The sequence below is a fragment of the Nonomuraea sp. LPB2021202275-12-8 genome (assembly GCF_037044575.1).
GTDB lineage: Bacteria > Actinomycetota > Actinomycetes > Streptosporangiales > Streptosporangiaceae > Nonomuraea.
On the sequence record NZ_JBAHWD010000001.1, the window covers coordinates 435,459 to 459,294 of the forward strand.

General features: G+C 70.3%; 20 protein-coding genes and 2 pseudogenes. 8 read left to right on the forward strand and 14 right to left on the reverse strand.

Annotated elements, in window-relative coordinates; genetic code table 11:
- Positions 1-3: 3 nt before the first annotated feature.
- Together V5E28_RS02085 and V5E28_RS02090 are read right to left on the reverse strand one after the other, a co-directional pair.
- A complete protein-coding gene (locus V5E28_RS02085; RefSeq protein WP_336204381.1) occupies positions 4-1,950 on the reverse strand; it encodes a hypothetical protein in 1,947 nt (648 codons plus the stop codon).
- Complete coding sequence (locus V5E28_RS02090; RefSeq protein WP_336204383.1) at positions 1,947-3,521, reverse strand: P-loop ATPase, Sll1717 family; 1,575 nt, start codon at positions 3,519-3,521, stop codon at positions 1,947-1,949. Before V5E28_RS02090 ends, V5E28_RS02085 begins: the two co-directional genes overlap by 4 nt.
- 155 nt (positions 3,522-3,676) lie before the next feature.
- Here V5E28_RS02090 and V5E28_RS02095 point away from each other — a divergent pair, with 155 nt between their 5' ends.
- Entirely contained in the window at positions 3,677-4,666 is a 990-nt protein-coding gene (locus V5E28_RS02095; RefSeq protein WP_336204385.1) for a hypothetical protein, read from the forward strand.
- A gap of 55 nt (positions 4,667-4,721) precedes the next feature.
- On the opposite strand, the gene V5E28_RS02100 is transcribed toward V5E28_RS02095, so the two are convergent.
- Both V5E28_RS02100 and V5E28_RS02105 read right to left on the reverse strand, forming a co-directional pair.
- Positions 4,722-5,003, reverse strand: coding sequence for an antitoxin (locus tag V5E28_RS02100; protein WP_336204387.1), 282 nt, complete (start codon positions 5,001-5,003; stop codon positions 4,722-4,724).
- Between the two features lie 445 nt (positions 5,004-5,448).
- Complete coding sequence (locus tag V5E28_RS02105) at positions 5,449-5,907, reverse strand: hypothetical protein (protein WP_336204389.1); 459 nt, start codon at positions 5,905-5,907, stop codon at positions 5,449-5,451.
- A 978-nt stretch (positions 5,908-6,885) separates the two neighbouring features.
- Here V5E28_RS02105 and V5E28_RS02110 point away from each other — a divergent pair.
- On the forward strand, positions 6,886-7,530 hold the full coding sequence (locus V5E28_RS02110) for a hypothetical protein (protein ID WP_336204390.1): 645 nt from the start codon (positions 6,886-6,888) through the stop codon (positions 7,528-7,530).
- Positions 7,531-7,587: 57 nt separating this feature from the next.
- On the opposite strand, the gene V5E28_RS02115 is transcribed toward V5E28_RS02110, so the two are convergent.
- Complete coding sequence (locus tag V5E28_RS02115; RefSeq protein WP_336204392.1) at positions 7,588-9,012, reverse strand: pectate lyase family protein; 1,425 nt, start codon at positions 9,010-9,012, stop codon at positions 7,588-7,590.
- Positions 9,013-9,197: 185 nt separating this feature from the next.
- Between V5E28_RS02115 and V5E28_RS02120 the strand changes: the two genes are divergently transcribed.
- Both V5E28_RS02120 and V5E28_RS02125 read left to right on the forward strand, forming a co-directional pair.
- Complete coding sequence (locus V5E28_RS02120) at positions 9,198-9,476, forward strand: hypothetical protein (RefSeq protein WP_336204394.1); 279 nt, start codon at positions 9,198-9,200, stop codon at positions 9,474-9,476.
- Positions 9,477-9,643: 167 nt separating this feature from the next.
- The gene (locus V5E28_RS02125) at positions 9,644-10,789 is read left to right on the forward strand and encodes an acyltransferase family protein (protein WP_336204396.1); all 1,146 of its coding nucleotides are present in this window, start codon (positions 9,644-9,646) and stop codon (positions 10,787-10,789) included.
- Here V5E28_RS02125 and V5E28_RS02130 read toward each other — a convergent pair.
- The 4 genes and pseudogenes from V5E28_RS02130 to tnpA all read right to left on the reverse strand — a co-directional run bounded on the left by V5E28_RS02130 (position 10,689) and on the right by tnpA (position 14,539).
- Positions 10,689-12,749: an AAA family ATPase gene (locus V5E28_RS02130; RefSeq protein ID WP_336204398.1), complete on the reverse strand. Its 2,061-nt coding sequence runs from the start codon at positions 12,747-12,749 to the stop codon at positions 10,689-10,691. The two genes, V5E28_RS02125 and V5E28_RS02130, sit on opposite strands and share 101 nt — an antisense overlap.
- Positions 12,733-13,074 (reverse strand): hypothetical protein, encoded by a 342-nt coding sequence (locus V5E28_RS02135; RefSeq protein ID WP_336204400.1) that lies wholly within the window; start codon positions 13,072-13,074, stop codon positions 12,733-12,735. The genes V5E28_RS02130 and V5E28_RS02135 overlap by 17 nt, the downstream gene beginning before the upstream one ends.
- Before the next feature lie 472 nt (positions 13,075-13,546).
- Entirely contained in the window at positions 13,547-13,834 is a 288-nt protein-coding gene (locus tag V5E28_RS02140) for a hypothetical protein (RefSeq protein WP_336204402.1), read from the reverse strand.
- A 302-nt stretch (positions 13,835-14,136) separates the two neighbouring features.
- Positions 14,137-14,539 (reverse strand): annotated as a pseudogene (gene tnpA / locus V5E28_RS02145) (IS200/IS605 family transposase).
- A gap of 22 nt (positions 14,540-14,561) precedes the next feature.
- On the opposite strand from tnpA, the pseudogene V5E28_RS02150 reads away from it, so the two are divergent.
- Positions 14,562-15,697: pseudogene (locus V5E28_RS02150) on the forward strand (RNA-guided endonuclease InsQ/TnpB family protein).
- Positions 15,698-15,768: 71 nt separating this feature from the next.
- Here V5E28_RS02150 and V5E28_RS02155 read toward each other — a convergent pair.
- The 5 genes from V5E28_RS02155 to V5E28_RS02175 are packed head-to-tail and all read right to left on the reverse strand — an operon-like array spanning position 15,769 to position 20,772.
- Complete coding sequence (locus V5E28_RS02155) at positions 15,769-16,740, reverse strand: glycosyltransferase family 2 protein (protein ID WP_336204404.1); 972 nt, start codon at positions 16,738-16,740, stop codon at positions 15,769-15,771.
- The gene (locus V5E28_RS02160) at positions 16,737-17,933 is read right to left on the reverse strand and encodes a hypothetical protein (RefSeq protein WP_336204406.1); all 1,197 of its coding nucleotides are present in this window, start codon (positions 17,931-17,933) and stop codon (positions 16,737-16,739) included. Before V5E28_RS02160 ends, V5E28_RS02155 begins: the two co-directional genes overlap by 4 nt.
- Positions 17,930-18,712, reverse strand: coding sequence for a hypothetical protein (locus V5E28_RS02165; protein ID WP_336204408.1), 783 nt, complete (start codon positions 18,710-18,712; stop codon positions 17,930-17,932). Before V5E28_RS02165 ends, V5E28_RS02160 begins: the two co-directional genes overlap by 4 nt.
- A gap of 27 nt (positions 18,713-18,739) precedes the next feature.
- Positions 18,740-19,753 (reverse strand): hypothetical protein, encoded by a 1,014-nt coding sequence (locus V5E28_RS02170; protein WP_336204410.1) that lies wholly within the window; start codon positions 19,751-19,753, stop codon positions 18,740-18,742.
- Entirely contained in the window at positions 19,750-20,772 is a 1,023-nt protein-coding gene (locus V5E28_RS02175) for a GNAT family N-acetyltransferase (RefSeq protein ID WP_336204411.1), read from the reverse strand. The genes V5E28_RS02170 and V5E28_RS02175 overlap by 4 nt, the downstream gene beginning before the upstream one ends.
- A gap of 146 nt (positions 20,773-20,918) precedes the next feature.
- Here V5E28_RS02175 and V5E28_RS02180 point away from each other — a divergent pair, with 146 nt between their 5' ends.
- Genes V5E28_RS02180 through V5E28_RS02190 form a run of 3 tightly spaced genes read left to right on the forward strand, consistent with a single transcriptional unit; the run spans position 20,919 to position 23,828 of the window.
- Positions 20,919-21,869, forward strand: coding sequence for an NAD-dependent epimerase/dehydratase family protein (locus tag V5E28_RS02180; protein WP_336204413.1), 951 nt, complete (start codon positions 20,919-20,921; stop codon positions 21,867-21,869).
- Positions 21,866-23,050: an ATP-grasp domain-containing protein gene (locus V5E28_RS02185; RefSeq protein ID WP_336204415.1), complete on the forward strand. Its 1,185-nt coding sequence runs from the start codon at positions 21,866-21,868 to the stop codon at positions 23,048-23,050. Before V5E28_RS02180 ends, V5E28_RS02185 begins: the two co-directional genes overlap by 4 nt.
- Positions 23,040-23,828 carry a hypothetical protein gene (locus V5E28_RS02190; RefSeq protein WP_336204418.1) on the forward strand — a complete coding sequence of 263 codons (789 nt, stop codon included), beginning with the start codon at positions 23,040-23,042 and terminating at the stop codon, positions 23,826-23,828. The genes V5E28_RS02185 and V5E28_RS02190 overlap by 11 nt, the downstream gene beginning before the upstream one ends.
- Positions 23,829-23,836 lie beyond the last annotated feature (8 nt).

The following is a 23,836-nucleotide window of genomic DNA, read 5'->3' on the forward strand; positions in this document are numbered from 1 at the left end:
GCCCTACGCGGCCTGCGTTCTCGCCGGGAGCAGGTCCGCCGCGTCGAGCCCGCGCTGGAAGAGCCAGCGCCCCAGGGCGATGTACGCGTCGACGTCCCGCGCGCACAGGAACTGGTTGAGCGTCGAGTGGCGCGGAAAGGCCGCCCGGTCCATGTCCAGCGCGACGAGGTCGCTCGGCATGTCCACGGCGATGTGGGTGCGCAGCAGGATGAGGCAGCCCGCGAGGCTGTCCCGGGTGTCGTCCGGGTAGCTGAACCTGATCTTCACGACCGGGGCGCGGGAGTCCAGCAGCCGACCGTCCGCGTCGAACTCGATCCCGAGCTCGGCCCGTGCCAGGGCGATCAGGCGCAGCAGGTTCCCCACGCGGTGCTCGTCCACGGAGGCGTCCACGGCGAAGACGGTGCGGCAGCGCCGCCGCAGGAGTTCGACGACGCCGGAGTTGTCCCAGTGCCCGCCGTCGGAGATGAAGACGTAACGGTGCCGTGCGGACAGGTCGCCGACCGTCTCACGCCAGGTGGACAGGGGGCCGGGCTCGTACCAGCCGTCGACCAGCCGGCGGGGCAGGTGCTCCTCCAGCCGGTTCGGCGGGCGCGTGAACACGGGGTTCGGCAGCCAGAGGCCCAGCCTCAGGTTGGTCAGCGCCAGGGCGATCCGGCTGGCCTGGCCGGTGTAGCGGCCCATGTTGGGCGCGACGGCGGCTCCCGAGGCGGCCACCAGGGTCGCCGCCTTCAGCGACTGCGCGACGTCGGGCGAGGCCTCGCCGATGGCGGCACTGCCCACGTAGTCCGCCGAGAAGACGAAAGACGCGCAGCCCTCGCCTTCGGCGGACTCGACCGCGCGCAGGTTGACCGAGGCGCACACGAGCAGGCGGGGCAGCCCTTCGGCGTGCGTGTCCGCGAGCGTCACCTGCGAGAGGCGCACCGGCGCCATGCCGTCGTCACCGGTCCGCACCAGATAGGCGCGGTCGAGGCGGCGCGAGTACGTGTGGTGGAGCGAGGTGCGGTTGGCGTGCACGGTCAGCGCGAAGAGCAGCAGGAGCAGGGCCGCCACGGCGGCGACCACGGCCGTCGTGGCAGGGGGCAACTGGCTGGCCTGCCCGATCATGAGCAGCAGGGGCAGCACCAGGACCGCGGCCATGGACGCCGAGAACAGCAGGCGGAGGAGCCTCAGGAGCACCTGGCGGATCGGGCTGGACGAGAAGCTCCACTGCGATCGGAACACTCCGATGGCGACGGCGGCCAGCAGGACGACCAGCCCGGCCAGTCGCACGCCCGCCGACGAGTCGAACGTGCTGGCGTCGAGGAGCCGGGTGGTGAGGGCCACGGCGTCCGGCAGCGCCAACGCGGCCACCAGGGCGAGGATCACCCGCCGGGACAGGCGTTCCGCCCAGCCGAACCGCGCCTCCAGCAGCACGCCCGCCACCGCGACGCCGGCCACGGCGATCCACCGCTGCTCGACCAGGCGGGCATGGAGCACGTCGCCGCCGGGCGTGAGGAGGTGAAACGCGCCATAGGCGGCGCCGAGCGCGCATCCCGCCAGGACGATGACGGCGGCGATCGGCACCAGGTTCACCAGCAGGGTGAGCAGATAGCGCGACAGGGCCAGGAAGTGGTCGGACGCGTCCTCCCCCAGATAACGGAGGTTTCTGCGCAGGTGCTCCTCCTCGGGCGAGCCTCGGCTCCACGGCGGCACCGCCCCTTCGGGCCACCGGTTCCGCCGCCTCTGCGCTCGCGCCGTGAGGAAGGCCGTGGCGGTGTAGCTGCCGCCGGAGACGGCCGAGACGTAGCCGGTGCGGGCGAGCACGCCGGACTCTTCAGCGACCTGGAGTGCCCCGAGGCCGAGACAGGCGGCCCTGACGCCGCCGCCCGACAGCGCGATGCCGATCTCGTCGTGGCCGTCACCGGCGGCGGCGACGTACCGGTAGCGGGAAGTGCGCGGCGGGATGGTCATATCATTCGCTCCGGTGTGCCCGACGGGTAGACCGGCTTGACGGCCGAGGCCGACGGCAGGGCGTCCCGGCTGTTGTACTGCCGGACGAACAGCGGATGCAGGCAGTACTGCTCGTCGGGGGAAAGGATCATCTGGCCCTCCGCGGCGTACACGAACTCCGCGCGGAGATAGCGCTCGGTCTCGCTCACGAACCGGCCGAGGATTCCCACGTCGGTGAGCATCTCGCGGGTGTGCACGTAGTCGAGGCCGAACTCCTTCCTGATGCCCGCCTGGTTGAACATGCGGTGCAGATAGCCGTCGTCGAACCGGAACGGCAGGTGCGGGATGAGGCGCCGGGCGACGTCGTGCGCGTGGGGGTGGCGGAAGTTGTGCGCCGAGAAGACCTCGGGACAGAGCGTGGCCTCGGCCTCCGCGACCGCCACCAGGACGTCGTCGACGCGGATGCGCGGGCAGCCGGTCCTCGCGATCGCCGTGTGCAGCGCCTCGTTGAAGATGTAGAGCACCTGGCGAGGCAGGAGCTGCGTGTGCCGGAGGATGTACGCCACCGTGTTCTCCGGGACCCCGCCCGCACTGACCAGGCTCGGCGGGAGCACGCGCGCGAGCAGCCTCTCGTGGTCGTCCGCGCCGATGCCCCTGGCCTCCTCCGGGTAGTGCCGTTCGAGGAACATGCGCAGCCGCATGCCCACCGCGCTGAGCAGGTCCTGCCAGTGCCACCGCAGCACCATCCGGCCGCTGAAGTCCTTGATGGGATTGGCGGAGACGCGGTCCAGCATCGGCCACAGCTCGCTGGGGAAGCAGCACTGGATGCGCACGTGGGACGGGCCGATGCGCATCCCGAGCTGGCCGACCAGGTGGAAGAGGCCCTGCAGGATGCTTCTGATGTCGTCGACGTGCTCGCCGATGTGCTCAAGGGAGTCGATCAGCACGAAGACAGGGGTGCCCCGGGCCTTGATGACCTCTCGCGCCGCTTCGATCACCTGGCTCCAGGGCCGGTCCGCCAGCCTGAAGCCGCGCCGGAGAGTCCCCAGGCTCGGCACGACGCCGCTGTGGTCCACGTGTTCGATCAACCGCAGCATGGCGAAGTCCAGCGCGTCGTCGTCCGGCCGGGCGGAGCCGTTCACCTCCCGGCGCAGCGTCGCCGTCTCCTCCCACAGGATCTGGAACGCGCGCGGCGGATCGTCCTTGTGCGGCGGGTCGGACAGGACCAGACGGGTGATGATCGGCGCCCACAGCAACATCTCCCACAGCTGGGCCACGCCCTCCACCGGGAGGATCATCGACTGGCCGATCCGCCGGGTCGCCGACTGCATCCCGGAGAAGACACCCTGCGCGCTGAGCCGTACGGACAGGTTCTTGGGCTTCAACTCCCGCGACAGCAGCAGCGCCGTCTTCCCCGAGCCGCGCCGGCCCACGATGAAGGTCGGCGGGTTGCTCTCCGACCGCAGGTGCAACTGGACGCGGGTGTCGTACAGGGCCTTCAGCACGGGCGTGCTCACCGAGTCGGAGATGCCGATGGGGCCCAGCGGGTGCTGCGTGGTGAAAAGGTAGTCGACGCCGTTGTTGCCGGCCATCGTGATCACCTTCGCTCGTCGACGATGTCAACTCTTCAGAGGCGGTGACCTCGACATAGATACGTGACGTCGCCGATTCGTGAATTCGCGCGGATACGCCGCTTGATCCCGGGCAATCGCTTGACGCCCGGCGTGGGAGCCGTTAAACGACAATCATGGCGATCGTGTTGCAACGGCTACGCACCGCACTGTCCAACCTGGATCTCGGCGTCGTACTCCTCGTCGCCGCGGCCGTGAGCGTGCTCGACCTGCTGGAGGTGCTCCAGGACGGCCAGTCCGACAAGCTCATCCTGCCGGTGCTGGCCCTACTGGCGTTCGTGTGGATCAGGGACAGGTCCAGGCAGGCGCGTACGGCCGGTCAGATCGCCGGCCTGTCGCACACCACCGACGCGATGTGGCGGTTGCTGTCCAGTGGAGATTCGGTGAAGTCGCTCAACGGGGCGGCAATCTCGCGCTTACTGGCCGAGGCGCGGGCGGGCAGCAACCTGTGGCTGTTCAAGGGCGGCACGGGCACCTACATCAGGGCCGTCACCCTGCCCGAGTGCATCGAGCGGGCCAAGCGCACCCGCAGCAGGCTCCGCTTCCTGCTCGAACTTCTGGACCCCACCGACGAGCTGTTGTGCGCCCGATACACGGCACTGCACTGCAACCTGTCCGACGACGGCTCGGAGGAGAAGTCCTGGACCACGCTCGGGACCCGTAAGGACGTGTACGCGACGATCCTGGCCGCCTGCTGGTACCGGCAGCGCAACAGCCAGTTGCTGGATCTGAAGATCGGATTGTCGGACACGATCTCGCTGTTCCGGCTCGACCTCACCTCGCACAACCTGGTGATCACCCAGCGCGGGCCCGAGTTTCCCGGGCTGGCCATCCCGCGCGACAGCCCGCACTACAACTCCTGGAGCGTGGAGCTGGAAACCAGCCTGGACCAGACGAGGCTGCTGCCGGTGGAGCGGGCGACACCGCTGAGCGCCACGCCCACCGTGGCCGAGGCCCGCGACCTGTTCGCCGCCCTGGGCATCCCGCTCGGCGACGAGTTCACCGACGCCGCCGTGACCGACATCAGCCGCAGCGCGCTCAGCCGCGCCGACCCGTACCAGGGCAGAGTGCAGGCGCCGGCCCCGGCGCCGGCCTCCGTCAACTGAGTTCCCCGGTGTCACGGCCGAGGCTGGGCCGTGGGGAGGAGGGAGCCGGGTGCCGTCAGCCCTCGCCGCCCTGGCCTCCGCCGCCCTGCTCGCCGCCCTGGCCGCCGCCCTGGTCGGCGCTCTGCTCACCGGCCTGCTCGGCTTGCTGCTGCTCGTCCTCACCGCCGCCGTAGCGGCGCTGGGCCGCGTCCGCCCCCTTGCCGATCTGCTCCTCGTACTTGCCGCCCGTCCGCTCGTTGGCGAGTCGCTCCGCGCGGTCGGCCGCCTGGTCGGCCTGGTCCGGATGCTCCTTGGCCAGATCTTCGGCCTTCTTCGCCCAGTCCCCGATGCCGCTCATCAGCGATCCCTTTCTGCTGGTTACGGTCGTCCCATACCCGGTCGTGACGACCGGGAACGCGCCCCTTACACCAGGGTGATCAGACCGGACCTCTTCGGCAGACGGCGCCATAGGGACGAAGCTTCACGTTCACGGTGCTTCCGTGGCCGCGGGTACGGGGTCGAAGCGCGCCGACAGCCTGGGCGCGGCCGGTTGCGCCCCCGGTCACCCGCACCGGCACAGTGCCCGCGCTTCGGTGGACGCCACGAAGTGAAGTCCACTCGCGTCCGCCGGTCATGATCCTTCCCGGACAGCCCGAAGGGCCGTCACCGGGTATCGGTGCGGCCCCCTGACCCACTGGCGCGGGCTCATCTCAGAACACTCCGGCCCTTCGCGAGCCGGGCGGCGCAGATGGCAGGCTGCTCGCTACTGCGGGTTGGTCAGCCCGCCACCTTCGACGTTGTTCTTAGTTCTGCTGTTGCTGTTGCTGTTGCTGCTGTTGCTGTTGCTGTTGCTGCTGCTGTTGCTGTTGCTGTTGCTGCTGTTGCTGTTGCTGCTGTTGCTGTTGCTGCTGTTGCTGCTGCTGCTGCTGCTGTTGCTGCTGTTGCTGCTGCTGCTGTTGCTGCTGCTGCTGGTTGGTGATGCGGATGTTGCCGTGTCCGCCGCCGTGGCCTCTAGCGCGGCACCGCGGGGGGTTCTTGTGGAACCTGCAGGGGTGCAGCGGATAGTCGACCGTCTGTGTAGCGGACTTCTGGGCCATGGGCTGGGCGTTGGCGGGCCCAACCGAGATCGCCGCTGGGGCGACGAAGGCCGAGAGCACCAAGGCGCCCGCGGTAAGAGAACTCTTGAGCTTGAGGTTGACCATGATCGGACACTCCTTGCGGGTCTTGAACTCCGGCGAGGCCGAAGTCGCGATCACATTCACGTTATGAGGGAGGGATGGAGGCAGACATCTGGCGGAGGCAAAAGACGAGGTCCGGTCTGATTGCTCTGGCGATTTCCGCGGGAATGAACACGGAGTTCTTCATCACATGGAGCTACGCTTCTCATGCTCGCCGTAGTCGGCGCTATTCTTCTGCCAATCCCGCAGTGAAGTTTTATGAATAGCATTCAGCTCGTGACGTGAGATTCTTGATGAACGGCCCGATACGGTAAGCGGCTGGACCCGCCGCCACCTTTCGCGCATGCCCACACGGCGCAGGGGCTACGGGTGGCCCGCGATCGGCCGCCGGCGTATCGCTCGCCCGGCGCGATCCGCCAGTCGACGCGGGAGTAGATCGACTCCGGCTTTCGGGAGGGGCCGGCATTACCCGCCAACTCAGGGCGATTCGGGTGCACCGCCCTCGAATGCCATGGAGCCGCCTATGGCGCGCGCATCGGATCTGTCCTTTGAGGGGCGCGGAATTGCCGCCAGTTTGACCTCATGGCCGTATCGCGGCGGAGCCGATGATGGCGCATGGGGATCGGGGGGTTGATCCCGGCGGGATTCGGTGCGCGCACGTTCATCGAGGTCGGACTGGAGAAATCGGTCAAGATCACAAGCAGTGCGGCCGAGGTGGCGGGAGCACTCCACCATCCCGCCGGTTTTCCGCGCCCGATCCGATGTGCTGGAGCCCCCGGGACAACACCCCGCCGTACGTCATCCGTCCCCCCAGGACGGCGCGGCCTGCCTTTGGCGTAGCAGCCACTCGGTAAAGAAATGGCATATGACCACGCAAGTCGACCCCGACTTTTCATCCCCAAATCCGAAATATCCTCAAATACCCTCGGCCATTACTCGTAGAATTTTCAACGTTGCGGAATCGTGACAGCGAGGCAGTCGGCGAAACCCGGAATAGCGGCGTCACAACCACACACAAGCTCTCACGAGCGACCGGATATCGAGAGAAGCCGAGGCCCAGGGATGCCCGACAACAGGAAGTCCATCCGTACGAGGAAAGTCATATCCAGCGCCCTGGCCCTCGGCGCGCTTGTCTATCTGATCGTCACGTTCGTCGCGAGAGGCCCGGCGTCAGCGGACGAGGCGTCGAGCGTCATCGCCGCCCTCTTCCTCCTGCTGACCACTCTCGGTCTGCTCAGGTCCCGCACCGACCCGCCGGCCTGCCGCCCCGCGCAGGAGGCTCTCACGATGCGGGCCAAGGCACACGAGTACGGCGACCGCCCCGCGAAGCTCCCCACGCCGCTCCACTCGCACGCGCTCCACTCGCACGGGCCCCACTCCCACGACCGCCACTCCCACGACGGGACCGGATCGCGGTTTCCCGCCCTCGCCGCGAAGGCCGGCGCGCGGGTGATGGGCCGCCCGCCCGGCGGTGGGAAGTCCGCATCGGCGGTCGTCGTCCCGCTCGGCTGGCTCGTGCTGGACGGGTCCGGCGAGATGCCCGGCATTCCCGGCGGGCAGACGATCAGGGACCTCGGCGGATGCGTGCCCGACGACGCGCCGCTGACGCTGTTCACCCTGCCGACCGGGAAACCGTACACGCTCAAGTGCGTCACCCCGGGGCGGCTCGTGGTCGTCTGCGGCATCGGGATGCTCTGCCCGAGGTGACGCGCCATGCCGATGACCGGGCCCTGGCGGGGGCCCGGTCACCGGGGGCGGTTCAGGTCAGACGGAGATCCGGCCGGCGCCGGCTCCCGCCGTCACGATGGACTTGACGCTGGAGGCGCCGTCGAGCGAGTAGGAGTACGGGATGGAGGCGACGCTGCCGCCCGTCTGGCCCGTGCCGGAGTTGACGAAGTGGTTGTTGCGGGCCACCAGGGTGCCCGGCCCGGAGTCGCCCTCACCGAGGTGGTAGGGGTCGTCGGTGTTCTCGAAGTAGTTGCCCTCGACCAGGACGCCCGCGCCTTCGGTGGAGGCGACGCCGTAGCCGCCGACGCTGGAGTAGAGGTTGTTGTAGACGTGCACCGGGTTGCCGAAGCGGACCCGCGGGTGGCGCTGGTTGGTGCCGTCGAACCAGTTGTGGTGGTAGGTCACCCGCAGGTGCCCACGGTCCTCGCTGCCGTTGCCGTCGTCGTGGCCCAGCAGCATGGTCTTGTCGTGGTTCGACACCCTGTTCCAGGAGATCGTGACGTAGTCGCTGGCGCGCTTGACGTCCACGGCGCCGTCGTAGCCGTCACTGAAGGAGTTGTGGTCGATCCACACGCGGGTCGAGTACTGCACGTTGATGGCGTCGTCGTTCCAGCCCCTGAAGGACAGGTTGCGGACGATCACGTTGGAGGCCTCGGCGATGTTGAGCCCGCAGCCCGCGATCGTCGCGCCGGTGTTGCCCAGCAGGGTCTTGTTCGAGCCGACGCGGATCAGGCCGGAGCAGGAGATCGTGCCGGACACCCGGACCACGGCCGCGTTCGTCCCGGACAGCGCGCTGGTCAGCGCGGAGGCGCTGGTGACCGTGACGGGCGAGGCGTTGCCGCCGCCCGAGGTGCCGCCGCCCTGCGTGGCCCAGCCGACCAGGCCGGTCGGGTTGCCCGGCGGCGGCGTCGTCGGCGGGTCCGTCGGCTGGGAGCCTGAGGGGACGAGCCGCCACTGCTTGGTCGCCACCGAGTCACAGGAGTTCGTCTGCACCAGGGCGCCGGCGGAGGTGGAGTTGTCCTTGATGTTGAGGCACTTGCCGCCGTTGGCGTTGACCACGCGGTAGGCGGATCCCGACTCGGTGAGGTTCCACCTCTGGGAGGCCGCCCCGGAGCAGCCCTCCTGCTGGACGGCCTTGCCCGCGGAGGTGCTGGCGTCCTTCACGCCCGCACACCTGCCGCTGTGGGCGGGCTTGAGCAGGTAGCCGCCGCCGTCGGCGACCACGTTGAAGGTCTGCGCCGCGCCGCCGCACCCGCTCTGCGTGAGCTGCACGCCGTCGGACGAGCTTCCTCCCGGCACGGTGAGGCACAACCCGCTGCCGTTGTTCACCACGGTGTACGCTCCCGGCGCGGGAGCGGCCGAAGCGGCTGAGGCGACGGAGACGCCGGCCACGGCCGTCCCCGTCATGGCGACGGCGGCGGCGATGACCGCGACCGTCCTGCCGTTGATTCTCTGTCGCACGATTGAGCTCCTTGCTGGACCAGGCGGGTCTGTTCGACCCGCGACTCGGCGTCCCCCCAGCGAGCACTCGTCCACGTACGTGAATGGCATACGTGTGAGCGAACAACCAGAACATAGGTAAGCGCTTTCCCGCTGTCAAACAACGGTGAAAGTTTCATGACTGATTAGCGTGGAAGGCCCGCACGGTGGTGTTCACCGACGCCGGGGTCCGCGGGCGCGTCACGCTCAGGGCGGAGCTGGACGGGCCCGTCCTGCGCTTCTCCTACGACGCGGGCGGCGGCCTGCGGGCGGTCCCCGCGGACCTGGACGCCACGATCCTGTCCGACGAGCACGCCGACGAGGTCATCGGCGGCCTGGTCCGCGCCTTCGGCTTCACCGGCGCCTTCGTGGGCCTGTGGGTGCAGGACATCGCGGGTGAGGGCTGCCGGGCCACTTTCGACCACACCACCTATCAAGAGCGCTGACCGCCCGTAGACGCTCACACTGACCAGGCGCCGCCGATTCCCCCGGCGGGTGCTGAACCTCCTCGCACAAACGGTCTCAAAGTGAGCAAACCGCTGCGCGATGTGAGCGCTGAATGACAGCGGAACGGACTGGGAACCGAGCGCCGATCGGTACCATCCTGGCCCACGTGATCAGGGGGAGAACAAGGACGTACGTCAGCAAACGCCGGCGAAGCGACAGGCTGTACGAGCTCGACGGATTACGGCTGGTGGCCGCGCTGTGCGTGGTGCTGTTCCACTACACCTTCTCGGCGCCGGCGGGCAAGATCACCACCGTGGCGTACCCCGAGATGGCGGGCTGGACGCAGTACGGCTATCTCGGCGTGGACCTGTTCTTCCTGATCAGCGGGTTCGTGGTGCTGATGAGCGCGTGGGGCAGGAGCCCCCGCCGGTTCGCCGTGTCCAGGCTGGCACGGCTCTACCCGGCGTACTGGGTGGGGATCGCCGTCACCACGCTGGTCACGGTGACGCTCGGCGCCGGCATGTTCGACATCTCGGCGGGTCAGGTGCTGGTCAACCTGACCATGTTCCAGGCCGTGCCGAACGTGGCCAACGTCGACGTCGTCTACTGGACGCTCTGGGCGGAGATGCGGTTCTACTTCCTCATCGCCGTCCTGACCTTCGTCGGGATGACCAAGAACCGGGTCCTGGCCGGGATGTGGGGCTGGCTCGCCCTGACCTTCCTGTTTGAGGCCGGGCTGCTGCCGCCGATCGCTGACCTGGTGCTGCAGTCGGAGTTCTCGCACTACTTCATCGCCGGGATGGCGCTGTACCTGCTGCACGCGTTCGGGCTGAACTGGCAGATCGCGCTGATCCTCCCGCTGTGCCTGGGCAACGCCGTCTACCGGGCCATCGGGTACGCCGACGCGGTCGGGCGCCGCTACTCGGTGGAGTACGACCCCGTGGTGATCACCCTGGTGGTGGTCGCCGTCTTCCTGGTCATGACGCTGATCGCGCTACGCCTGCTCAGGCCGCTGGCCAGGCCCTGGCTGGTGACCGCGGGAGCGCTGACCTACCCGCTCTACCTGCTGCACGCCCACGTCGGCTCCATCTTGATCAACCGGCTGGCGGATTCGGTCGACAGGTACGCGCTGCTGGCCGGGCTGGTCGCGGTGATGTTGCTGGCCGCCTGGATCGTGCACCGCTACGTGGAACGGCCCGTCGCCCCGCTGTTCAAGCGCCTGGCCGGCCCGCCGCCTCGTACACCTCGCGATGCCACAGACTCTCCGCCACCCGCTCCAGACCGACCGCGAGATGGCGCCGGTAGGTACTGATCGGCAGGCCGAGTCGCTCGGCGGCGGCCTCCTGGGTGGGCACGCGGCTCAGATAGGTCGTGACCACGGCCTGGTGGTAGCGGGCCGCCCGCGGATCGTCCCGCACCTGCTCCACCGCCTGTTCCAGCAGTCCCCGCAGCGCCTGGGCCGGGTCCGGCGCGGCGTGGCCGGCGACGAGCCTGCTGCGGGCCAGCGGGTTCCCGGCGAGCGCGGCCGGGCGGGACAAATTCCGCATCGCCTCGCGTACGGCGGTGTCGAACTCGGGCCGTGACAGCACCACCAGGTCCGGCCGCCGTGCGGCGGCCGGCGCCTCCCGCGGCCCGGCAGGGGCCCGCCGGCTCATCCGCGCCAGCCACGTCTCGGCCGTCGTGGCCCGCCAGTCGTGGGCGAACAGGCCGTACGTCTCCTCGCCCCGGCGCGGGCGGACGGCGAGGTCGTGCATGTCGTGGTGGCGCAGGTAGCGCCGCCAGGAGTCAGGGTCCCGCATCGCGATGAACGTCCAGGCCAGCTGGTCCGCTCGCAGGCACTCGCTGACCGCGCGCCACTGGACGAGGTCCATCGCCGGCGAGGTGCCCCGGTACGCGGGCAGGACCCAGGCGCGGGCCAGGGCGATGTACTCCCCGGGGCGCAGCGGCGCGGTGGCCTGGACGTGCGCCCACGCGGAGCGCAGCAGCACGTCCGCCGCCAGCTCCTCCGCGCCGGGCTCGCTCACCCGCACCCACGACATCAGGCCGACCGGCTCGCCGGTCTCCGTGTCGCGGTGCACCCAGAACGCCTCCGGCTGCCGGCTCATCCAGAAGGCGGCGTCGGCCGCGGACCTCTCGCCCTCCGCCTCCGCCGCCATCCGCAGCACCTGGTCCCTGTCGTCGGGGTGGAAGGCGACCTCATGCACCTCGCCGTCGCCACACCAGCCCTGGAAGTGCGAGGTCTCCCCGTCGTGGCGGTGCAGGTAGAACAGCGAGCCCATGGCCGTGAGCGCGTCCTGGTCACCGGCCACGCGCACCTGCTCGGCCAGATGGGAGTGGATGCGGCGGTGCATGTCCGCGTAGCCCTCGGGGTCGCGCCAGCGCAGGTCCGCCTCCAGCGCGTCGCGGACCACGTCGTGCGGGAACACTCCGTGCCTGCCGGTTTCGATGAACGGCAGCTTGCGCAGCCACTCGAACAGCGGCGCCGCGTCCTGCGGCAAGGCGGCGCGCAGCAGCTCCTCGGTGGTCGTGTGGGCGTGCGCGCACACCTCGAGCGCGTGCCGGTGCGCGGCCGAGGGCACCTCGCCGACGAGCTGCTCCAGCAGCGTCTCGGCCACGTCAGGGCGCAGCGTCCAGCGCGCGAGGGCCCCCTGGTCCTTGGCCGCCACCACCGCACCCAGGCAGAGCGCCAGCGGATGCCCGCCGGCGAACTCGAGCAGCGGCTCGCGCAGCTCGGACGCCACCCCCCGGGCCTCGATCAGCGCCATCCCCTCGCGACGCGCGAGCGGGCGCAGCGGCAGCACCCGCAGCACCTCCGCCCAGCCGGGATCGGCCTGCCAGAGCGGGTCAGGAGGGTTCCGCCCGGCCACGACGATCAGCGCGCCGACCGGCACCCCCGGCAGGAAGCGCTCGCGCAGCCAGCCCTCCAGGCCCTGGCAGCGCTCGAAGGTGTCGACGAGCAGGACCACGCGCTCGCCCGTCAGCACCTCGCCCGCCTCGGCCTGGAACGCGGCGGGGGAGGGGTCCACGGCCTGGCCGTCCAGGGTCACCACCCGCCGCCCGGCCGCCGCCGCCTCGGTGGCGAAGCGCCGCAGCAGCGCCGACTTGCCGATGCCGCCAGGACCGTGCACGTACAACACCCCGAAGGAGGCGTCCGTGCCCAGCGCTGAACGGAAGAACCCCAGTTCCTCCTCCCGCCCCACGAACGCGCGGTCACGAGCGGCCTGTACGCGCTGCCCAAGCGATGAGTATTCCCCGTCAAGACTGGACAACATGGTGCAATGCTAACGAGGCGCTTGTTGCGGGGTCTGCCTGATTCGTTACCTCGTTACGGTCTTGGTTGCGCAGCACTTGGGTCGTCGCGTAGACCCCTGGCCTGTCGCTGAGGGCTTTCTCCAGCTGGTCCAGCGAGGCGAGGTCGGTCGTGGTGTAGAAGGCGTGCACCTCGTAGTGGTCGGCCGCCCACGCGGCACATTTACGCCCGGTGCGGTCGCGCGGCGTCACGCGAACAGTCGGCGAGTAGGTCCCGTTCTGTCGAGGCAACGCGTATTCCAGTGCGCGTTTCAGTTCAGATGGCAGCCCAAGTCGATACGTGGTCATGGCAATCTCTCCCTGCCAAAGGGTGTGAACTGGAGGCTTTGGCGGCGGCCTGCGACATGACCGGCGAGCGCGGGGATCTTTGATGTACTGCCTGGTCAGCATGGTTGCCGCACGAATAAGAATAGCGCGATAAGCGATGATTGGCAACCATTAATTTCTTAATAGAATGCGCCTGAATAAGCGCCTAGGTTATTCGGGTTCTGTGTCGGGAGCCTCTTAATTGCAATCCGTGAAGAGGCTCAATGACGCGGAGTCCGAACGCCCGGCCTCCGCGTCACCAACGAGGTGGAACACCACAGTGGCCACCGGCGCTAGTGGCTCGTGCCGCACTCCGCATCGCGCCTGGTTGTCGGGCTGCCAAGGGCCGAGGTGGAGGCCCGCCGGCTCTTTGATGTCGGTGACGGGTCTTCCACGCCACCACGGTGGTCCGGAGTGGCCGCCTGGTCCTCGCGCACCGCTCGCTCGGCGCTGGTCATGAGTGGAGGCCGTCTCCGTAGCGGGCGGTGGGGTTCGGCCGGCTCGTGGCGCCGGGGATGGTGCGCACCGCGACCGCGGCGTGCACGGGGCAGGACGGTTCCTCGTAGCCTTCGTCGGGCAGCGACACCAGGACGTCATACAGGTGCTCGGCATCGCAGGGGCTCCCATTGTCGTCGTCCACCTGATCGCCCCTGATCAGCTCGCACGCCACGCCGTAGGCGGTGGCGCGGTCGACGGCGGCGCGCGCTCCTTGGGGCTCCGATGCCCACGCCTTCCCCGTCAAAGTCCGCAGCCGATGTTCCCCGCGGCGAGGCCGACCAGCCGCCCCAAACAGGTTCCGCCACGAACGAGACCCTGGTGGCCGCGACCGACAGGCTCGCCAGCCTGCTCAGCGACTCGGCTGAGCAGGATCCGCCGCAGGGAATGGCGGCGGAGATTTCGGCCGCCGCGCCCATCCTGTCCGCCGACGATTGTCGGACGCTGGCTGCCCGTTTTCAGCGTGATCTGGCGTGGAACCCCGGGCGTTTGCGCCCGGGAGGAAACGAGGGCGCGGGAGGGCCCCCAGGCCCGGTCTCTGTGGGTAGCTCAGTCTGGCCGCTTCTGGTTGTCGATGTACTCCTTGATGATCGACAGGGGTGCTCCGCCGCAGGACGCGGCCGTCCCACAGATACCGACGGATGTGGACCGGAAACTCCTTGCGCAGCAGCCGCGCCGAGACGCCCTTGAGAGAGTTGACCAGAGTCGAGAGCGCCACCTTGGGCGGATAGTGCACCAGCAGGTGGACATGGTCGTGCTCGCCGTTGAACTCCACCAGCGTGGCACCGAAGCTGTCGCACACCTCGATCATGATGTCTTCGCAGCGGCGCAGGATCTCGTCGGTGAACACCTTGCGCCGTTACTTGGGTGTGAAGACCAAATGCGCATGCAGGCTGTAAACCACGCGACGGTCCCGCCGGATATCGGGGTTGGGTTCCCAACGCGGTGACATGGACCTAATGTTAGTGTGTTCGATGGTGAAACTGGTGGTGCAGGTGAAGCTCCTGCCGACGCCGCAGCAGGCGGCGGCGCTGGAAGCCACCCTGGACGCCGCCAACCGAGCGGCGAATCTGGTCGCGACACTGGCGTTCCAGCAACACTGTTTCCGCAACTTCGACCTGCGCAGGCACACCTACGACCAGATCAAGGCCGAGTTCGGGCTGGCCGCCCAGCATGTGATCAAGAAGGTGTGCGACGCCTATCGCACCCTGCACGCCAACCTGGCCGCCGGGAACCTGGGCAAGCCCGGATCGCCGCGTCGGGTCAAAATCGAAGCCCAGCCGATCTCCTTCCGATCGCTGGCGGCCCAGCCGTATGACGACCGGTGCCTGTCCTGGCAGCATGATGCGCGGACGGTGTCGATCTGGACGACTGCCGGGCGGCTGAAAGGGGTGGCCTTCACCGGCTCGGCGCAGCAACTGGCACTGCTGGCCGCCCATCGACGCGGTGAGTGGATCTGATCTGCCGGGACGGGATGTGGTTGCTGCATGCCACGGTCGAGGTGGCCGACCAGCCGCTATCGGAACCGGACGGCTTCGTCGGGGGTGGATCTGGGTATCGCCAACATCGCTACCACCTCCGATGGGTCCGTCATTGCGGCAAGGGCCTGAACGCGGTCCGCCACCGTAATCGCCGACTCCGCCGCCGCCTGTAGGCCAAGCAGACCAAGTCTGCCAAGCGGCTGCTGAAACGGCGGCGTCGTAGCGAGGCTCGCTTCGCCGCGAATGTCAACCACATCATCGCCAAAAGCATCGTGACCGAGGCAGAACGCACCGGGCGCGGGATCGCTCTGGAGGATCTCCAGGGCATCCGCGAACGGGTACGGCTTCGCAAGCCCCAGCGGGTCACGCTGCACTCCTGGAGTTTCCACCAGCTCGGAGCTTTCATCGCCTACAAGGCGGTCCGGGCAGGAGCGGCGGTGATTGTCGTGGATGCGGCCTACACCTCACAGCAGTGCTCGCACTGTGGGCATGTGGACCAGCGCAACCGGCCTGACCAGGCCACCTTCTCGTGTACGTCGTGCGGTTTCGCTGAGCACGCCGACGTCGACGCAGCCCGGAACATCGCCTCACGCGGTGAGATGGGCTGGGCAGTGAGTCACGCTGCCTGACGCGGACCGGACCGTCGAAGCCATCGACGGCCAGGAGCTGCAAGCTCGGTCGTTTACGGCCGAGAAGCTGACTAACCCCTCTGCCGCACGGCGCGAGCGGGAGGCTGCGGGCTGGGCAGACCGCCGGTGAGCGTGTCCTCGGGCAGCAGCGGCAGGTTGGCGTCCTTGACGTAGTAGGTACGCGGGCGAGCCGTGTCGCGCAGCAGCCGGTGCAGGTACCGCCCGACCAGCGCCACCGCCGCCACCGTGAGGCCGGTGAGCAGGAGCTGGGTCGCCGCGATCACCGGCCCGCCCGCCAGACCGGCGTATCCGAGCACCGCGAACACCAGCGCGAGGGCGCCTCCCAGCACCCCCGCCGCGTAGACGGCGGCGAGCGGGCGCCAGGAGAAGCCGAAGAACAGCTCGAAGGAGTGCGCGGTCAGCCTGGCCAGGCGGAGTTTGGACCGGCCCGCCGTCCTGGGCCGGTGCGCGACCGGCGTGGCGGCGTATCTGGCGCCGACCAGGGGTACCGCCGGGATGAACCAGGGCAGCCGCAGCTCGGTGATCGTCCTGGCCAGGCCGGTGCGCACCAGCCTGAAGGTGGAGGCGCCGCGGGGCATGTCGATGCCGAAGACGCGCCGCGCCGCCCAGTGCAGCCCGGCCGAGCCTCCCCTGCGGACGAGAGGGTCACGCCGGCCCCGCCGCTCGCCGAACACCACGTCGTAGCCCTCCGCGGCCTTGTCGAGCAGGGCCCAGATCTCCCCCGGCGGCACCTGCAGATCCGCGTCGCACTGGACCGTCCACGGCTGCCCCGCGTAGCGGAACCCGGCGGCCATCACCGCGTCGATGCCGAAGTTGCGGGTGAAGGACAGGTAGCGCACCCGCGGGTCCGTCTCGGCCAGCCGGCGGATCCGGTCGAGGGAGTCGTCGGTGCTGCCGTCGTCGACGAAGAGGATCTCCAGCTCGCCGATCTCCTTCAGCGCCTCGACCAGCTCGCCGTGTGCGGTCTCCACCTGGGGTCCCTCGTTGTAGCAGGGAACCAGCACGGTCAGCCCGGTCGTCATATGCGCCTCCTAAGGGCGAGTCCCAGTACGAATCCCTGCGCTCCCAGCGCGTACACCGCACCGGCCGCTCCGGCGAGCGGGATGACGAGCGCGCCGAGCGCGGCCACCGCCGCCCAGGCGAGGACGACGGCCTTGGCGCTGTAGCGCAGGCCCGCCTTGCCGGAATTCTCCAGCACGAAGAGGCCGAAGCTCGCCAGCGCGTTGGCGGGCAGCAGCGACGCCAGCAGGAGGCCGAGGGCGATCAGCGAGCGGGTCCCGGCGAGGCCGCCGGCCAGCGCCGCGCCGGCGAGCACCAGCCACAGGGAGCTTGCCCCGACGGCGAGGTTCGCCACCCGCCTGGCGAGCACCCGTGCCTGGTCCGAGCCGTCCGAGGTCATCAGCAGCGCCAGCCGGGGCTGGTAGATCCGCTGGACGGTGTAGACGACGGACGCGGCGAAGCCCCAGCCCAGGATCATCAGGTAGAGGTCGCCGCTCTGGCCGGCGTGGGCGGAGAGCGACAGCTCCACGAAGAGCGTCCCCACGATGGCGTTGCTCATCACGTCGGCGGCGCCCATCAGCGCCACCGTGCCTGCCAGGATGCCGCGCAGCGTCCGGCTCGGCCCACCGCCTCGCGGCAGCCCGCGCAGAAGGGCCAGGTTCAGCATGGTGACCAGGGCGACCAGCCCGGCCAGATAGCCGGAGGGCCGGAGGCCGGCGGTGAAGGCCAGCACGGCCAGAGCGATCATGCCCAGGCCGAGGAGCGAGAAGTGGACGGTGTCGCGGGTGTAGCGGCCGAGAGCCCGGTGAACGGCCACGCCCAGCATGCCGCAGCCGAGGCCGATGTAGTAGGCGATGGCGAGCAGGTAGATCGTGACCGTGGAGTTCGGCGCGAGGACCAGCCCGGCGGCGGCGGCCGCGGTGAAGGGCAGCGGCACGTACGCGACGACCGCGCGGAGCATGCCGGCGAGCTGCTCGCGGGTGCGGCGGGCGCGCGGGATGAGCGTGAGCGCCGCCTTCTCCGGGCCGGACTGGACCACCATGCTCAGCCAGCCGACCGCGCCCACGGCGGCCCCGTAGGCGTTGAAGTCCTCCCTGCTCCACGCGGCTACCAGAACGCCCGCGGAGCCGTACAGCAGCAGGCGGAAGGTGGCGCGGCCGCCCAGGAGCGTGAGCAGCCGGCGCGGCCCGATGCGGTGCTCGGCGACGGCGGTCACGCGACGTCCGGTTCGTCCGCCAGCTCGGCCAGCACGGCCCGGCGCAGGGGACGGTCGCCGGTCTCCAGGTAGGCGAGCAGGGCCTGGCGGATGCGCTCGTCCCCGAACCGGTCGCGCACTCCCGGCACGGACGGCCCCTTGTCCACCCCGAACAGCGCGCAGAACAGGGTCCTGACCTGGTCGGTGGTGAACGAGTCCGGCAATGTGAGCAGGCCTTCGACGGCGTCGCGGGCAGGGGGCGGTGACTCGGGGGCCGCCGGCCAGGTCGTGGACCGGCCCGCCGTGGCGAGCCAGCGTCGAAGGTGGCCGACCCGCTCGGCGACGAAGGGCTCGTCCTGGCCGAGCCTGGCCACGGCGAGGCCGGGGTCGTAGCAGGTGGCGTGCAGGGCGCCGCACACCTTGGAGAACGCGGGCGGCTTGGCGGGCAACGCGTCGAGGGGGACCTCGCTGACCCGTTCGACGGCGGCGCGCGCCTCGGCCGAGGTTCTGGCACCGGCGACGAGGGCGTCGAAGTCCTTGTACCAGCGGGCGAGTGTCACCCGGTCCGGCCCGGCCGGGATGTCGCCGCCGGTCTCACGTACCCAGCGGACCATGCGGGCGGGCATGAACGCCGCCAGCGGGTCGCCGTCCACGGGCGCGAACCGCTCAGGCTCCGGACCGGGCGCGGGCTCGGGGCCGGCCCTGAAGACGGCGCCGCAGGACCGGCAGGAGTAGCGGGCCGGTCGCAGGCGTCTGGCGATCAGGGCGGGGTGCGGGTGCCCGCATTGCACACACGTCATGGGGGTGTCCACAGGATCAGAGGGAGCTCAGAGGGGCACGGCCAGGGCGGAGGAGGGGACCAGGTCGGCACCGAGGGCGCTCTTGGCCTCCGCCTGGCCCTTGCCGAGGACGAGTCCGGTCTTGCCGGAGCCGATGGCCCATTCCACCATGCGGACGTAGCCGTCGAAGTAGAGGTGCTTGCGCCCGCCGTCCTCGGGCAGCCGGGCGCCCCAGCTCAGGCAGATGGGCCAGTCGGGGTGGTCGAGGATCAGCGAGAGGCCGATCAGCCGCCCTCGGTCGCGGTAGCCGATGGCCATCACCTCGTCGCCGCCGACCAGGGCTTCGAGATAGGGCAGCGGCAGCGGGGCGAGCGGGAGCAGCCTGCTGCGGTGCTTGAGGTCGTTCTCGGCGCGCAGTTCGGCGGCTTCGGCTGCGGTCACCAGGTCGCGGGCGGGTCCTACCCGGATGCTGAGGCTCGGATCGGCGGCGAAGCCCCTGGCCCGCCGTCTGAGCGAGTCCCTGCGGGCGCGGTCGAGCAGGGCGTACCACTGCTCGACGCCGCTCCAGGGGGTGGCGAGCCTGGCCAGTGGCGCGGTGGGGAGGTTGATCCTGACCCGGCCGGGGAGCACCTCCGGCTCGCCGGGCGACACCTCGCGCCACACGACGCCGCGCCAGCCGGCGCCCAGCTCCGCGCGGAGCCCGCGCAGGCAGTCGCGCAGCAACTCCCGCCGCCGCTCGGGCGCCGGATCCCCGGCGAACCACCAGCCCTTCTGGGAGCGGTTCGCCGGCGCGTGGACGTCCAGGAGGCCGGCGGGGTCGCGGCGCTCGGCGTAGACGCCGCGGTGTGGCCGGATGCCGCGCAGCGACACCGACAAGGCGGCGATCGCGGTGCCCGCCTCCCGCAGGACGGTGAGCAGGAGCGGCGCCTGGGCGGCCCAGGCGTAGGCGCGCAGCAGGTCGTAGCGCCAGGTCACGCACTGGCCGGCGGTGGTGCGCAGCCGCTCCCAGTCGGCGGGCTCGGGGTCGTGGCGGGGGTCGAGGATCTGCAGGGTGAGGCTCATCCCATCGCCCACCGGGGGACGACGACGAACCTCATCGGGACGTACTCGAAACCCAGTGACGTCTTGATCTCCACCCTGCCCCTGCCGAAGAGAACCTGCTTGGCGCCCGCGTCGATCGCCCGCCGGACGATGCGGGCGTGGACGTCGAAATAGAGGTCCTTGCGGCCGCCCTCCTCCGGCCGCAGCGCCGCCCACGGCCCGCTCACGGGCGAGATCGGGTGCTCGTACACGATCCCGAAGGCCAGCAGCCGCTCGGCCGAGTGGTAGGAGATGACGGACACGTCGTCGCGCCGGAGCAGGCTGTCGAAGTATGCGGGGGGCAACGGGGCCCGGGGGTCGAAGCGTGCCGCCAGCCTGGCCGTGTGCCGGCGGTTCAGCTCGGCCATCTCCACGGGGTCGAGGTCGAGGCGCGTCCTCCCCTCTCGCACGTCCAGGTCGCCGGCCTGGGCGATGCTCGTGATCTGGCGGCGCAGCGTCTTTCTGCGGTTCTTGCTGAGCGAGCTGATCCAGCCCTCTGTCGTGGACCAGGTCAGCCGCAGGAGGGTGCTGCCGGGAGAGTCTCGCGTGATCGCGCTGCGGCGGGCCACCAAGGGCAGATGAGGCTCGTCCACCATGCGATAGACCACTCCCGCGAGCCCCCAGCCGAGCAGGCGGGCCGCGGCGCGCTCGAACTGCGACAGCAGGCTCCGGCGGACCTCGGGCGGCACGTCGGCGCCGAAGTGCCAGGTCGGCTCGTTGGAATGGCCGGGCAGGCGGACATCGAGGACGAGCGGCTCCCGGCGGGGGCGCGGCATGCGCCCGGAGGCCGGCCGGCGCAGCCCGATGTAGACCGCGCCGACCACGCCGACCACGCGCCCGCCGTCGTGGAACACGCCCAGCAGCGGGCGGGCCCACGACCCCTGCGACGACGCGGCGATGACGTCGTACGCCCAGATGGCGGTCAGCCCTTCGGCCTGCCGGAACTCCTCCCAGCCGGGCGGCTCGGGATCGCGGCAGGGATCCAGCACGGACAGATTCACTCGATAACCCTCGGTGGAGAAATCATCACAAGATGGACACAGACTCTCATTTAGCCATGATCCTCCCAGATTACTTCTGCTGTGATCAACGCTGTGCCTCACACGGCATCCATCACACATCACCGAACTCACTCAAGAGGGTGGCAATGAAGGTCGGAGTGACCGGCGGAAACGGCTTTATCGGCCGCTACGTGTGCGAAGAACTCGTTACCCGTGGCCACGTTCCGCTCGTGTTCGATCACCGGGGCCGTGCGGACCACGACCTGCCCTGGGAGGTCATGCGTGGAGACATCCGTGACGCCACCGCGATGACCGAGCTCGCGGCCCACTGTGACGCGATCATCCACCTCGCGGCCGTGCTCGGCACACAGGAGACGATCACCAACCCCCGCCCGGCCGCCGAGACCAACCTCATCGGCGGGCTCAACTTCCTGGAGGCCATCGCCCAGTACGACCTGCCGGGGGTCTACATCTGCGTCGGCAACCACTGGATGGACAACAGCTACTCCATCTCCAAGACGGCCGTCGAGCGCTTCGTGCGCATGTTCAACAACCACCGCGGCACGCGGGTGAACAACGTTCGCGTCGTAAACGCTTACGGCCCGCGCCAGCAGGCCGCGCCGCCGTTCGCTTCCGGCAAGGTCCGCAAGATCACGCCGGCGGTCATCTGCCGGGCCCTGAGCGGCATGCCGGTCGAGCTCTACGGCGGTGGCACCCAGGTCTCGGACATGGTCTGGGTCGCGGACGTGGCCCGCGGGCTCGTGGCCTCCCTGGAGACCGCGGCGGCGGGGACGGTCCTCGACCACGTCGTCGAGGTCGGCCCGACCACCTCCTCGACCATCCGGGAGGTCGCCGAGCTCGTCATCGACCTCTGCGTCGCCCGCGGCTACAAGCCGGTCCCCATCGCCGACCTGCCGATGCGCCCGGGTGAGACCCCCGACACGGCCGTCACCGCGAGGACCGACACCCTGCTCTCGGTGGGCATCGAGCCGAGCTCGCTGGTCTCGCTGGAGGAGGGCATGGCCAAGACCGTGGACTGGTTCATCGAGACCCGCGGCGTGCACTGGACGGTCCCCCAGACGGTGACCAGCGCGTGAGACGACTGGTCGTCCTGGGCGGCTCGGACGGCACGATCAGCTCCTTCCGCGCCGCCCGGCGGCTCGGGCTGGGCACCATCTGCGTCGACATGCGGGCCGACGCGCCCGGCGTGCGCGAGGCGGACGAGTTCCTCCATCTGAGCACCCGCGACGTGGAGGCGGTGACCGCGGCCCTGCGCGACCGCGACGACGTGGCGGGGCTGCTCGCCCCGGGCAGCGACATCAACCTGCCGGCCCTCGCCGAGGTGGCGGGGCGGCTCGGCCTGCCCGGCGGACTGCCCCCCGCCGCCCTGCGGGCCTCGACGGACAAGGCGTACTTCCGGCAGGTCTGCGAGCGGCTCGGCCTCGACGGGCCTGCCCATGTCAGCGGCTCGGCCGAGCGGGTCCGGCGCGAGGCCGTACGGCTCGGCTTCCCCGTCATCGTCAAGCCGGTGGACTCCGGCAGCTCCAGGGGCATCACGGTGTGCGCCGGCGCCGGCGAACTCGGCCCGGCGACCGAGGCCGCGGCCGCCGCCTCGCCGTCGGCGACGGTGATCGCCGAGGAGCTGGTCACCGGCCAGGACCTGTGCGGGGAGGCGTTCCTCCAGGACGGCGAGGTGGCCCTGCTCGGGCTCAGCGACCGGGTGGTGGAGGCTCCGCGGGTCGTCGCCGTCGGCCACGACATGGCCCCGCGCGACCCGGACCTGACCAAGGAGGTCACGCGTCAGCTCGAACTCGTCTGCGCCGAGGTCGGCTACACCGACGGCCCGCTGAACCTCGACCTGTTCGTCACCGGCGACGGTGTCGTGCTGATCGAGATGGGCGCGCGGATCGGCGGCAACGGCATGGGCGAGGCACTCGGCCTGATGTACGGGGTCGACACCGTGGCCGCCGCCGTCCTGCTCGCCGTCGGCGAGCGTCCCGACCTCACCCCCCGCTGGAGCAGGCACGCCTCCGTCCGCATGCTGCGCGCCGACCGGGCGGGCACGCTGATGGCGCTGGACGGCCTGCCGGAGGCGCGCGCGCTGCCCGGCGTGGCCGGCGTGCTCGTCACCACCTCGCCCGGCGAGCGGGTCGTGCCCTACACCGAGTGCCGGGCCAAACTCGGGTACGTGCTCGCGTCCGGGGCCTCGGCGGACGAGGTCGCGCGGGTGCTGGCCGAGGTCGAGGAGCTGGTCACGGTCGGTGTCGATGCCGGTTAGGTTCTCTCCGGCGCGCTGGGAGCGGGCCTACCGCGGGGTCGTCAGGACGGCCTTCGGGCAGGTGCCGTTCTACCGCGACCAGTGGGTGGCGGCGGGGCGGGCACTCGACGACCCGGAGGCCGTCCCCTCCGCCGCGCTGACCGGCCAGTCGCACCGCCTGTGCCCCTTCGCCCGGCCCTTCGACGCCTCCCAGGAGCCGTCGCTGTGGATCGGCGACGGGCGGGACCTGCGGGACGCGCTCGCCCTCGCGGGCGCGCCCCGCCGGACACCGGTGCTGGAAGTGCGCTCAGCCGTGCTCGACCGGCGGGCCCTCACCCCGGCCGGCCCGCGCTACGGGGTGCTGCTCGCACCGGACGCCCCGGTCGTCGACGAGGCCAGGCGTGGCGCGCTGAACGCCACCGCGCTCGGCCTGGCGACGCGGGCGGGGCAGGCGATCGTGGTGGGCGAGCGGCCCGCCCTCGACGCGATCCTGCCGGAGCTCCACGGCGTCCGGGTGCACGCCGTCGAACGCATGGACGTCGCGCGCGCCGTACGGGAATCCCGCCCTGGAGTCGTCCACGATCCGCACCTCGGCTACTTCGCCGGGATCCATCCCGGCTGCGGCAGGACCCACCTGCTGTGGCATCGTTTCCATGCCCGCCCGGCCGGGCGGGCGACGGCCGTCACGGCGCTGCGCCGGCGCCGGCCCGTGCTGGCCGGCGTCGTGCCGGACGGCGCCGAGGCGCTGGGCACGGCCGCCTGCCCCGAACACGGCACACCAATCGTCTCCACACACTGACTGGGATC